We start from the raw sequence: 13,517 nt of genomic DNA, 5'->3' as shown, positions 1-13,517 counted from the left end.
CTCCGGAAATTATTGCTTTTCTTTAGTAATTTAGGATAAGTCTTGCGATGTACGCAAGGTCGGAGATATCGATCCGTCCGTTATGATTATTATCGTAACGCTTAAATTTGTTCCATTCCGATGAATCTGAGGTTTTATTGTAGTGATTAGCTAAGAAACCCAAATCACCAATCGTTGCTTGCGTATGAATAGCATTTGTAAAGGTTTGCAGTGCACTGCTAAGCTGTGAGGCTATTTGGTTTACCTCAACTTGCGTAGCGGAGGCATTCGATGCCGTCACTTGTGCCTGGCTCACTACTGCCTGCAAGGTTGCTTTGGAACCAACTGGATATTGTCCCCACAGAGAACCTTCCATTGCAGCGTCGAGGCTTGCGACTGCTGTTCCAATAGTACTAGTTAACACCGTTTTATCGATTATGTTTGCGGCTATTGTAACGTTATGCGAAAAGCCACTATTTATCGTCGAGACCGTTCCAATATCGTCGGATACTTTAACATCTGATAGATATACTGAATTAGTCACCGTACTGGATGAAGAAAGTGCCTTGAACTGAAACTGAAGAAGTTCCCCGTTTCCGTACACTGCATTCGCTACACCTTGTGAGTAGGCCAGAACACGGACTTGGCCCGGTGCTATGACATGACTGTCTGCGACTACAATTCCCGATTTCAAGGATTGAACGCCCTGAAGCTCAAGCTGGGAAGCGTTAAAGTTAAGGGTTAAATCTTGGGCATATACGCCTTGTGTTACGTTGACTAATCCATAGTTTACGTTAAATGACTGACCAGGAGTAACACTGGTAATCCCCGTTAATGCCGCTGAGAATCCAGCCTGAGCAATAATGGTAAAGCCATTTACAGTTAACGTTGAGCTTCCCTTGGTTATGCTCAGTACATATTGACCATTCCCGCCTAGAATTTGGGCCGTCACGCCAAGTGAATTTAAATTAGCATTCGTATTGAGTAATTGTTGAGCTTTTGTTTTCAATGTTGCTGCGTCATCACCGGTTGCATTCGGTACAGTGATGCTGTTGCCAAGCAGAGTTGCTGCTTGTTCCACAGCTTGTTGGTCTGTATCAACATTTCCAGTCTCCCCTAATGTTTTCACTAGAGTCACATTGGAGAATGTCGCTTGCAAATCCGTTGTAGCACTAAAGTTTGTTGCAAACAATTGTACTTTGGCATTCGTAAAGAAATCTGGGGTGAACGTGGTCGCAACGTTAGACGAAGTATTGCCCAGAGGTGAATAGGTTGAACCATTATCTCTTGAATAGTATCCTTGCACATCGTTTCCAGTCTTCACAATACGCAGATAATAGTCGGTGCCACTTAATGTTGTCTGACCAGTTGTATTCGAATGAGGGGTGGTACCTACCATATCCGAATTATTGATTTTAATAGAAGTGCCATTTTTTCTTGCATTGATTCTAAAGAATTCACCTGTCGAAGCTCGGCTTATACTGAGCCCGATTTGTGTATTCTCGGCGAATGAAGAATCACTTAAGGCTTTATTTACTGTAAGCTTTGCTGAAAGTGTCCAGTTCCCATTAGCCGAACCTGGGAATTGTAGAATATTATGGCTGTTTGGATAATCGGTATCCGCCTTCTGCGTAGCAATGGATGCGCCTGCAGCACTGTAGGTCACTGCACTCTCAGGATTCTGAGGATCCGTTGGGTTGGCTATTTGCCACCCTGTTGGAAGCCCGCTCGCAAAATTAATGACTTCACTTGTACTAAGCGCTATCTTATACGTTTTAACATTTTGGCCTTTAATAAAACGTATGATAGCCATACCTTGTGTACTACCCGCTTGCGTGATATTTACTTGCACATCTTTATCGTTGCTAGATGCTGTTACAGTCGGAATTGTACTTCCAGTTACCGTGAACGTATAATCCGATTTGTTAATATCGAAATTGGTTGGTTGAACTCCATCAACAAACACGCTGTACGTTGGTATCATTTCAGGTGTCAGTGAAAGCTGATCTGCATAAAAAAGGTTGGAATCTTTCGCATACAAGGCCAAAACTACCTTAGCAGTGCCATCTGGTTCATGATAAGTGAATGGTTGGTTAGGTGTCTCATGCCAATCTGCAATCTTTACATCTACTGGCTGGAAGGAGGTTAAGCTAACAGGCCCGCCCTCAAGGATACGGCCAACTAACTGGCCATTGTTCCAATATGCAGGATCTCCGGCTTCACGAGCTGCGTAAGGCTCAGGCATATCACGGTTATTAATCTGGGTACTGCCCAGTTGATTGCCCACGCTGTCGTAATAGACCAGCTTGGCTTCCACATCACCAGGTCCCTCAGCCGCTATATCATAGCTTTCTGGACGACTCTTCATGGAGAGGAAGTATCCTTTGAAGTTGTACTTATCTCCCTTGGTCAACTTGCCGGTAACATCCTGCCACAATCCGTCATACTGCTCTTGAGCATTAATACGGTTAGCAAGCTTTCCAGAACCAGCTACCTTCGATGTGTTGCTGTTTTTCAGATAACGTGAAATACCTGAGTAGCTCTGAATATTATCTGCTGTTAATACAGGTCCTGTAACCGATTGTTCAAACGTTCCATTATTGTATCGACCTGCTGACCAGTTGGTTGTGTTGGAAGCTGTTGTCGTGTCAAAGTCGCCATTGAGAAGAATATTGCCTGGTATCGACACTGTTGAGTTGTTAGCAGCTGTACTCCAATCGGAATCGTTGGCACCGAATAAGAAACGATCTACAGTGATCGTATCACTGGATACGTTCGGAGCAGCTACGATGTAGAGATCCTTATGACCATATGCGCTTAGGTCGCCTGTGTCTACCATATCTTGAAACTTGCCGTATTTGTCATTGGCCGGTACGAAAATATTAGCTACCTGTGTACCGTTGGATAAGATATCGGCGGTGTTGTTCACAGGTGTTCCCACTGGGAGGACATAAGCTTGAAGATTGCCGCCTTGGGCTGATTTCGACTGTGCGGTCAGATATAACAAGTGTCTACGGACCACACCACCATTAGCGGAACCATCCGCAAAGTTAATGTTTTTGTAAGCCAGGTATTTACTATCGCCAAGTGTGACAGCCTCGTTGTCACGACCAGCATTTCCCGCCGTGTTACCAGGCACACTGTTGTCATTTGCTTCCGCTTCAAGGGAAGAGAAAATATCGCGTTCGCCATCAAGACCGTTATAAGTGGCAAAGGTCCCCTGGGACGGTACGATGGTAACGATGCTAGCCGAAGGGATGTCGATAACGAACTTGCCATTACTTACAGGAATCGTAGCCAGCTTCTTCTGGTTCTCACTGCCTGAGGTACGGAACACAGTTACACTTGTGGTACCTGCCGGGAAGTCTTTCAGCGTGAATTCCAAAGGTTGAACACTGTCATCATTTTTTGCGTTGGATACTGTCATAGCGAAATCATTATTCATTGGGTTCTTGAAACCGACAACATTAATGTCAGCTACAGGTGCACGAGTTACATCGAAGCGTACATCGCCTGGCTTAATAAAGCGGGAGAAATGCCCATAGCCATAAAAGCGCTTAAACAAACGGTATTCGCCAGTCAGCGTACTGGTGTGTCCTGCCTTCTGCTGGGAGTTGGTAGTTACAAAGCGAATTAAATCAGATCCGTCTGCACCGTTGTTATCCCACATACTCCACCAAACGAAGCCGTTGAAGCCTGGATTGCTGGTGAACATATTGGATAGCAAGTTGGACCAACGGACGGCGTCATTAATGTTCTGATTGCCGTAACGTTGCGTATAAGCACCTGCAGAACCATCGCCAGTATCCTGATTCATGAACTCGGCTTGCCAAAGCTTATATTTGGTCAGGAATTCCGGATACTTGGAGCCATCCTTGGTATAATCCAACGGACTTTGGGAAAAGTCACCCGTATGGTACAACTTCGTTTCATCCGTACCGATACCGACCGTACCATACAAGTGAGTCGTAAACGTATCGAGATACGGATTTTTATCTGTTGCATTACCCGGGTCAGTCTCAGAAAATACCGCACCGCCTCTGCTTATAGATGCACTGAGGTTAGTACCATCTACTGCTGCAAGCTGAGGTATAAAATCAATAATCTTACCGTTTGGATCCTTAATATCGTAGAGCGCACCGCCTGGTTGCATCGATTTTTTCATAGTGGGACCGATGTAGCTGTCAATAAGCTCTGTCACATATGCAGCGCTTCCGCCTGCAAGGTCAACCTCATTAAAGGGATTGATATCGGTAATGGGAATACCCCACTGCTCCCACATGCCTCGGATATAATTGACAAGATAATCAGCAAAAGCCTGGTAATAAATTTTCACTGGCTTTCCGTCAATTGTAGCTACGTCCGCTCGAATAATCTTGTTAGGTGCATTGGTTGACGAATTACTCATCCAATAAGGTGCAGTCCATGTGCAGGCATAGAATTGCTTTACGCCATACTGCTTAGCCTGAAGCATTGTCCATACCTGATCAAAATCGAACAGCTCTTTTCGAGTTCGTGGCGTGTTTTTAATGATTACAGGATCTTGGCCGGGTGCGCTCAAGAGATTGGTAGGGCCTCCATCGTCATTAGCAATCGGTTGATTCCAAGATGGGTAATCCCATACGAATCCTTCGACAGGCACAAGCGTACCTGGGGCATGTTCTGGCTCATTAGGCCAAATACTATCGGTATTGCCATCATAGAAACGGTCACTTGGTTCAATTTTGTATCCGTACTGACCGGCCGTTCCTCTCATAGGAATCGGATTATTCTGGATATCAAATCCTGGTTTTGTAACATCGGCAAGCAAGCCAGTTACAGGATTGAAGCCCGGGCTAGTTGCTGTCGCATTAGCAGTGGTGAGGCCACCGTTATCGCCGATGATCACACGTACAATGTCGTGTCCGGTTCCATCTTTTTCACTGAATGTCAGATTCAGCAGATGTCTTACGGTGTCCTGATGGCCAGCTGTAGCAAGCTGCATCATATGGACGGAATCCGTGTATGCATAAGCGGCGCCTAAACCATCCATTGTCTGATATTGCGTATACCAGTTTGCTGTTACTGGAGCAGCACTAACTGCTGCATGAACCGAAGTGGAAACCACCATAGGGGCAATGGCCGAGAGCATCAGTGCGCTAATCAAGTTAATTGAAAGCGACTTTCGCCAGTTATTGATATTCATTCTACGTGTTCCTCCTTAGCTTTCATCATCTAATGTACCGGTTATTTCATTCTTCCTCATACATGTTAACTTGGAATTCCACACATAAATGTATGCGCTTTCATTAATGCGGGATCCGATTAATGTGAATCATCTCTACCACAAGTCAGCGAAAAACAGCACTAAAACTGCGATACATACACACTACAAGTTTCCTGTTCTCGCAATCATTTCTCCCTCCTTCAAAATCTTTCCCCCTCCTCTATTTCATGAATAATTTGTCCTACCTGTTACTATAGTACCAACTCGAGAGTAAGTTATATATATGAATGATCCACGATTTGTTATAAAATAGACCGAAAATGCTTACAGCCTGCGGCATTTCCCTTTTTCTCGACTATACACATAATCTTCTGTTTGCTACAAGCGAGTGTTCGGTTGCATTCTGGGGTGAATAATCCGTATTATTTAGCCCAATACGGTTTGGAAGTGGTCACTGTTTCACCTGTCATTATCGCCTTTTCAATCATCATGCCCAAATAGTGATCCTGAGACGCCTCCGCCAAACTGTAAAATTCCGGGCCGCCGTTACTATATTCGGCCATCTTTGCCAGACAGCTAGCAATGGCAATCTCATCGTCATATAGCCTAGCCGGAGCAAACGGGTTCCGGTACAGCCATTGTTCCCCGCAAAGAAATCCTTGTAGGAAATAGCCTTCCGCATTCTCATACTCCCCCCGGTTGATTCGCTTCAAATCCATTTGCAATGGAACCGTGTTTTCTTGCTGAATTAGAATCCGATTATCGAAAATTTCTCCTCTCTCTCCCCTTATGGAAAGATGGTTGGAACGGATCCAGGATCGGTGTTGGTCTTTGGTAAAGTCATATATCCCAAGCCTGTCTCCGAAATCCAGCCATGCCAGATCCCTTTGCATGGGAATCATCCTGTCTTCTGCTGGTGGACCGCTCCGGGTCGGACCGCTGACCCATTTGGATTCGAAACGCATGGCTTTGATCTTAACTTCCTCAAATGTGATCCCCAGTATCCGGCGGATTAGGCTGACGGCATGGTAAAGATGGGAAATGGAAACCGTTGTTTCCGAAATAACTCCGAGTTTTCCCGAACGGATCAGGGCCAAACGTGCCTCCTGCACGGGATGAAATTGATACTGCTCAGCCACTTGAACCTTAGCCCCGGTCAACGTCAGTTTGTCGTGTAGAAGTTCTAGTCCCTGCATATCTGGTGCAGGCGGCGTCTCTACCAGAACTGGTATTCCCACCTTCGCAAGCTTAATAAGATAGTCCAGACTCTGAGAACTGCTTACACACAGCACAATGAAATCCGGTCGGTCATACTTCAATAGTTCTTCTAGAGAATGGTACGCTGGTACACGCCATTGTTCTTCCATCGCTATCCTTTTGGATGGATCCCTCACGACCATGCTGCTGATCTGAAACTGTTCCGGCAGTGCCTGGGCGATCCGTAAAAAATACTGTGCACGGAAGCCAGCTCCACCAATAATGCTGATTTTCACTGCCATTAGAAGTTCCCCCTAAATGAATTTAAACTGATCTAACTTATGGAACACGTGTGCATTATTAGCAGCACTACGTCATACGTTGTTTCCTCCAAGCGTAATTTCGTTGGTGCCAAAGGATGCAACAGATTTCAGTTTTTTGTTGAAACGTGGAGCATGGGTAAGAATGCCTTCTCTTGTATATAATGGACTATCTATTGTTAGTGGCAGCTGAACTGGCTTGGCAATTATGGCCGCTTCGTAGATCGCAGTCACCAATTCGATGACTTTCCTTCCTTCATGACCGTCAATCATGACAGCTAGAGAGCCTCTTTCGATACTGCTCAATATATCATCAATTTGTCCCGAGTGACCGGTAAACGGCAATGACGCTAGCCCGTTATAGTATCTCTCGATCTCTTTCTCCAATTCGTTGTTGCGTTTCGGAAAGCCATTCTCCATCTGAGTGGAAGCACCTATCTTCCAAGGAGCTGAAACTCTTGCTTTCTCTCCATGAAAAACAATCTGCTGCTCTTCGCCATGATGATTAACGGAACAAGTAAATTGAGCTATGCTGCCGTTAGAATAGGATAAAAGAGCAACTGAAATATCCTCCACTTCCGAATTCGAATGCAAAGCATTGCTAATGACCGCTTGAACCGTTTGGGGCATGCCCATCATCCACTGCAGGATATCGATATGGTGAACCCCATGGTTCAGGGTACACCCGCCTCCCTCCGTCTCCCAAGTTCCCCGCCACCAAAGATCATAATAATTTTGGCCTCTCCACCAGTGCGATTCCACCTTCGCATGGGCAATTTTTCCAACCAGACCTGAGTCTAACGTAGTTTTAAGTTTCACAATGTGATCGAAGTAACGGTTTTGCGCCACTACAGACAATATCCGCCCCGACGCCTCCGCTGCTTCAATCATCCTGTCGCATTCTTCCAATGACATAGCCATTGGCTTCTCAAGCAGTACATGCTTACCGGCCTTCAGACAGTCTATTGTCACTGCAGCATGATCCTGGGGAGGAATACAGATAGAGACTAAGTCCACCTCCTTACGTATAAGAAGCTCACGGTAATCCTGCATGATCTGGCAATCCAATTTATATTTTATTTTTAGACGGTGTGCCTTCTCGGTCGTATTATTCACTAGGGCAACCACTTGACAGCGATCTGGAAAACGAGTGTAGGCTTCGAGATGAGCATCAGCGATAGATCCTGTTCCGATAAGTGCAATTCGAATCATGTGCTTCCACTCCTTTAGAAACAAAGAATTGAATTTATTAGTACTTGGCTTAACTGGCAAAGGGTCACATTTTAATGAGGTCTGTCGGGTTCATGCCGGTCATTTTTTTGAAAAGTAGGCTAAAATAAGGGAAATTTTTGTAGCCGACACTCTCTGCAACCTCATAGACGAGCATATTCCGTTCTAAAAGCAGCTCTCGGGCTTTTTCAATCCTCACACGAGTCAAGTAGGTGTTGAAGGTTTCGCCGGTTATATTTTTGAAAATGATAGACAAATGGTTACGTGAAATCAGCACTTTATCCGACAAAACGGCCAACGTCAAATCATCAGCATAATGCTCGTGAATGTAGTGGGTAATGAATTCGACGACCTGACGGTGTTTGCTGCTGCCCTTCCATTGTCTGCTGTCGCAGATAATGGAGATTTTCTCCGATAACCACTTCTGCAGCTGATCAGGCTGGATTAAGCCCTTGATTTCCTTGGCAATCTGGTCGTTCGTGAAGAGATCATCCAGTACATGTCCGGCTTCATAAAGACAATATGAAATAATCCCCCATAATTCACTTCCCAGCATCTGAACATATTCAGAGTCTATCCCCGCATGGCTCTCCAGCTCTCTGATATAATCGGCAACTAACTGCTGCGCTTTTGTTTCCTGAACAGCCTTCATGGCATTGGCCAGTTCGTATGAGAATTTAACCGGAAACAGGGCGACTTGCTCCTTCTCGGTCGTCACTTCCCCCTGATAAACAAAAAACTCAAAGGATGATTTAGGGCGCAGTTGTCTCATATCGATGGCACGGAATGCTTCCTCCGTTGAATCTGGGATTTTGGTCCAGTCGGACTTAATGTTACCGCTTCCAACACGACTCATCAGTTTCAGATAATTTGCAACACTTTCAATAATCTGGATGCCCAAGACTTCAATGGCCTTTTGGGTGTGTTCATTGTTACCCGCTTCCGGATGGATAATCAATACAGCTCGCGTGCTATGAAGCTCTGTATATTCAACGCTAGGAAATATCCTTCGTGCCAACTCATAAACGATATTACTCACTGCGAACCGAAATAAATTCCAGTCTGACACTGAAAATTTGCGGACTCGCTCATCGCGGATTAACTCTATCCCGATCACTGCATGATTAGAATAGGACCAGAATCGGTAAGGCTGAGGAAGAATCCCCCCATTTTGGTTAGCATTGTCCAATGTGCCTACTGCAGCTGAACGCACCCATTCCTTCTCAATAAATGGTTCGTACAACATCAGCTTATACTCTAACTCTCCTTGCTTCATCCGCCTTTCTTCCACATCCACCAGCTCTTGGATAACCTTGTTTAGAATCACTTTTAAGGTCGGCATGCTGATCGGCTTTGATACATAATCACTGACGTTATACCGCAGAGCTTGTCTGGCATGTTCAAAATCAGAATATCCACTCAAAATGATAATCTTCCCAGGAAATTCTTCTTTTCTTAACTGTTCAATCATATCTAAGCCATTCATAAGGGGCATATATATGTCCGTTATAATAATATCCGGCTGTGTACTTCGGATTATATTTAACCCATCGACGCCATTCATAGCTTCCCCAACCCACTCCGCTTCCAATTCATCCCAAGGAATGGCACGCTTCATTCCTTGGAGCACTTGGCGTTCATCGTCAATAATCGCGATCTTCCACACCATATTTACCTCCTTTAGCTATGCATTTATTAGCATTCAAGAGTAACAAGCCTAACATATATGACTGGATCCTATGCCCTTCTGACTGCCATCATCTTCATCATAACGACCTATTATTAAGGTTTAAATAGGAATGATGCACAAATTATTATAAAATATCACGATTCCTTCATTCATTTTTCAATTAAAATTAATTGGTTGGAGGCTCCGTCAATAATGGAAGGAATATTTCTACCCTCGTTCCCCCTTCCTCCCGCTCGTACAACTCAACACCGTAGATATGCCGGAAATAACCAGCAATTCTATCCCTTACATTGCGAATTCCGTAACCTCCCGTATGACGTTTCCTCTTATTCTCCACCACTTGTTGGAGACCGATACCGTCATCATCGATGATGATTTGAAGCGAGTTCTCCAGCCGGTTCATCTGAATATGGACATAACCGGCCAGCCTTGTGTTAAATCCATGAACGATAGAATTTTCTACAAAAGGCTGCAATGTCAGCTTAGGAATATACAGTTCCATAACATCCATTGGCACATCAATGGCATAATTAAGGCCGTTTCCCCAGCGAAGTTGCTGGATTTCCAGGTAGCATTTAATATGCTCCAATTCATTTGCAATCGGAATGAAACTGTCTCCGTTAGATAAGCCGATCCGAAACATTTGTCCCATTAGTTCTAGAATCCGGCTAAGCTCTTCGTGTCCGGCCTCGATGGCCATCCAGTTCAGCTGGTCCAGCATGTTGTAGAGAAAGTGAGGGTTAATATTAGCCTGTAGCGCTTCAATTTCAGCTTTACGTTGCTGCTCATATCGCTGTTGGAGGGATACGTACAAATCTTCAATCCGCTCGTTTTGCTTTCGGTAGCCGGCAAATAAATAACCAAACTCGTTCTGGTAATCTCCTGGCAAATCCTGATTCTTACCACCGATCGAATAGGAGCTCATGGCAGAGACCAGCATATTAATTGGCTTCGTAAATTGTCTACTTAAATAGAGAGTCAGCATTAACATCAACAGTACAGCGGCAACACCAATGATGCCGATAACCTCCGCCAAACGGATGCTACTGGCCGTAATCTGATTCCACGGTGTCATCTCCACTAAAGTCCAATTGGAATCATTCAACTTCGAATATACCAAAAGCGAATCTCCCACCGTAGAATTCCCGCGAATATGAATAAAGCCGGATTTCTCGGTTTCCATGTTCACCCGTTGACTCATTTCCAACTGCTCCTGCATTTCGCCTATTTTCAAAATTTCCTGCCCGTTACTATCTGTCATAATCCGATTGGAGTCCCTTGAGCGGCCTTTTAACAGGGTTCGGATTTCTTGGGCTTTTACATGAATAACAACGACACCTAAAAAAGTATCATTAAATAATATTTTTCTCCCAAAACTAAGAACTGGAACATTCCCCGTGAAGCTAGGAATTTCATACTCGGATGTCCAGGCAAAATCATTTTTGTCCAAATACTGACTCCATTCTCTCCGATTATCCAAATCCTCTATATCCCAGAATTGGATGTAACTATTTTCTTCTTTCCGGAAAGGACGCTCCATATATAGATCAATACCTTGAATGATAGGAATGGAATACGTAAGATTGGCCATCGTATTCTGGACATTATCAGCTTTTTGGTGCCGATCGAATTCGTCCTGACTATTCCAAAGAAGTCTAATCAATTCGTTGTCACGGGAAGTGGACAAGGATATCTGCTCAATCATTGTTAGCCGTGTTGAAATTTCGTTGTTCAATTCTTCTAGCAATTGTTGTTGATAATGGGAGGTGTTTTTCACCAGAGCTTTAGAAGAAATATTGTAGCTCGTCCAAACAATACTGACTAGAACCAGAAAGATAAGAACAAAAAAGCTGCGGAAAAACAGGCTCTCAATTCGAAACTTCTTGAAAATGTTAGTCATCTGGGGTATCTCCCAACTTTGATTACTGTGAAAGAAAACGGTAAAGCTACGAAGGAAACTCGTCTCTTTACCGTCCAATTTGCATATTCAAATTAATCTTAACCTTTAATACCCGTCGTCGCAATGCCCTCAACAAAATAACGTTGCAGAAACGTAAATACGATAGTTGCAGGGAGTATGGATACTAGAGACATTGCCAGCAATTGACCCCATTCTTGAGCTGATTGCGCATCATTGATCATCCGCAACGCCAAACCTACGGTATATTTATCTACCGAATTTAAGTAGAGCAAGTGGCCAAGGAAATCATCCCAGTTCCATAGGAAACAGAAAATCATGATTGTTACAATTGCGGGTTGAGTTAGTGGCAGAACCACACGCCAGAATATACCAAACCATGAACAACCGTCAATCTTCGCTGACTCATCAAGATCCTTTGGGATACCTCTGATAAACTGAATCAGCAGGAAGACAAAGAAACTACCGCCCGCTCCACTTGCTACCAGGTGAGGAACCACAAACGGAAGATAGGTGTTTACCCAACCCAGTTGGTGGAACATAGCATATTGCGGAATAATGAGTACCTGTGAAGGCATCATCAAAGTCATCATGAGAATAGAAAACCAGAGATTCTTTAATGGGAAATCTAGACGAGCAAAGCCGAATGCAACTAAGGTGGTTGAAAAAAGCGTTGCTATTAAAACCATGGCTTCAAGACCGAAGGTATTCAGATAAAAGTCAGTAAATGTGCGTCCGGGAATTGCATGCCATCCATCCGTGTAGTTGCTCCATTTGGGAACCGAAGGAAAGATCCCAGGCGATCCAAGCTCAGCATTGGATTTAAGCGATGCGCCTACCCACCAGATCAAGGGGTAGACCATTACAATACTGAACACAATCATAAGGGTATGTCGGACAGTAGCATTCCATTTTATGTTCATTTCCTTTTCTTCCCTCCTGTGTCAGTTTCATAGAAGACCCAATACTTCGAAGTGCCAGCAATAATGGCTGCTACTACGACAATCATGACCAGCATAATCCATGCTAAAGCTGAAGCATATCCTAGTTCATAGCGACTGAAGGCCCTCTCATATAGATACAATGCGTATACATAAGTAGAATTCATCGGACCGCCATTTGTAATAACGAAAGCGGAAGTAAACATTTGGAATGAATTGATGACACCCATAATTAAATTAAAGTAGATAATCGGTGAAAGCATTGGCAACGTAATTTTGAAAAATTGTAAAACCTTGTTCGCACCATCAACGGATGACGCTTCGTAAAGATCGTTTGGAATTTGCTTTAATCCTGCTAGAAAAATAACCATGGCTGAACCAAACTGCCAAACTGTGAGGAGAATCAGCGTCCACAATGCTGAACCTGGATTCGTGATCCAACCTTTTCCTACTATACCGAATATGGATAGAATTTCGTTAAAGATGCCATCAACACCGAAAATATTACGCCACAAAATCGATACGGCAATACTTCCACCAATCAGAGAGGGGAAATAAACCGCCGTACGGTAAAAGGAAATACCTTTCATAGCTTTATTTAAGAGTGTTGCCACCAACAAAGCCGCAACCAATTTCAACGGTACCGATGCCAGCACATATTGGAATGTTACTTTGACTGATTGGGTAAATCTCGGATCATCTGTAAAGATACGGGTATAGTTCCGTAAACCAATCCATTTAATGGGTTCGAGCAACGTATAATCGGTAAGAGAATAATACAATGATAGAAACATCGGATACGCCGTCAATCCAAAGAATCCGATTAACCATGGAGAAATAAACAAATAACCTGCTAACGGAGCATCCCATCTGCTGAGAAACTTGCGCCTCTTTTTCACTTCAGCCCCGTTTGCAGCAACGGTAATAGAATTGTTCAAGTGTGATCACCTCTGTACTTTCTTTATAATCAGTATTTTATAACTTAATTATATAAGTCGCTCATCTCAGTCTAAAGTAGGGAAATCATCGAATTATT

Annotated in this window: 7 protein-coding genes; all 7 read right to left on the bottom strand. The window is 43.9% G+C overall.

The window, feature by feature from the left end; genetic code table 11:
• Window positions 1-22: 22 nt before the first annotated feature.
• Window positions 23-5,164, bottom strand: a complete 5,142-nt coding sequence (locus tag HQN88_RS32400; RefSeq protein WP_173120076.1) for a cohesin domain-containing protein — start codon at window positions 5,162-5,164, stop codon at window positions 23-25.
• Between the two features lie 443 nt (window positions 5,165-5,607).
• Entirely contained in the window at window positions 5,608-6,684 is a 1,077-nt protein-coding gene (locus HQN88_RS32395) for a Gfo/Idh/MocA family protein (RefSeq protein WP_173120075.1), read from the bottom strand.
• A gap of 72 nt (window positions 6,685-6,756) precedes the next feature.
• On the bottom strand, window positions 6,757-7,914 hold the full coding sequence (locus HQN88_RS32390; RefSeq protein WP_173120073.1) for a Gfo/Idh/MocA family protein: 1,158 nt from the start codon (window positions 7,912-7,914) through the stop codon (window positions 6,757-6,759).
• A gap of 64 nt (window positions 7,915-7,978) precedes the next feature.
• Window positions 7,979-9,598 carry a response regulator transcription factor gene (locus HQN88_RS32385; RefSeq protein ID WP_173120164.1) on the bottom strand — a complete coding sequence of 540 codons (1,620 nt, stop codon included), beginning with the start codon at window positions 9,596-9,598 and terminating at the stop codon, window positions 7,979-7,981.
• 190 nt (window positions 9,599-9,788) lie between these two features.
• A complete protein-coding gene (locus HQN88_RS32380) occupies window positions 9,789-11,522 on the bottom strand; it encodes a sensor histidine kinase (RefSeq protein WP_173120071.1) in 1,734 nt (577 codons plus the stop codon).
• A gap of 98 nt (window positions 11,523-11,620) precedes the next feature.
• Window positions 11,621-12,463, bottom strand: a complete 843-nt coding sequence (locus HQN88_RS32375) for a carbohydrate ABC transporter permease (RefSeq protein ID WP_173120069.1) — start codon at window positions 12,461-12,463, stop codon at window positions 11,621-11,623.
• On the bottom strand, window positions 12,460-13,419 hold the full coding sequence (locus HQN88_RS32370; protein WP_173120067.1) for a carbohydrate ABC transporter permease: 960 nt from the start codon (window positions 13,417-13,419) through the stop codon (window positions 12,460-12,462). Before HQN88_RS32370 ends, HQN88_RS32375 begins: the two co-directional genes overlap by 4 nt.
• Between the last annotated feature and the right edge of the window lie 98 nt (window positions 13,420-13,517).

Origin of the sequence: Paenibacillus qinlingensis, assembly GCF_013204845.1 — a bacterium.
Lineage (GTDB): Bacteria > Bacillota > Bacilli > Paenibacillales > NBRC-103111 > Paenibacillus_E > Paenibacillus_E qinlingensis.
This window is presented reverse-complemented; position numbering and strand designations above follow the sequence as displayed.

Excerpts from the sequence above, each read along its gene's own strand:
- HQN88_RS32400 (WP_173120076.1), bottom strand. The coding sequence starts at position 5,164 with ATGAATATCAATAACTGGCGAAAGTCGCTTTCAATTAACTTGATTAGC.
- HQN88_RS32395 (WP_173120075.1), bottom strand. The coding sequence starts at position 6,684 with ATGGCAGTGAAAATCAGCATTATTGGTGGAGCTGGCTTCCGTGCACAG.
- HQN88_RS32390 (WP_173120073.1), bottom strand. The coding sequence starts at position 7,914 with ATGATTCGAATTGCACTTATCGGAACAGGATCTATCGCTGATGCTCAT.
- HQN88_RS32380 (WP_173120071.1), bottom strand. The coding sequence starts at position 11,522 with ATGACTAACATTTTCAAGAAGTTTCGAATTGAGAGCCTGTTTTTCCGC.
- HQN88_RS32375 (WP_173120069.1), bottom strand. The coding sequence starts at position 12,463 with ATGAACATAAAATGGAATGCTACTGTCCGACATACCCTTATGATTGTG.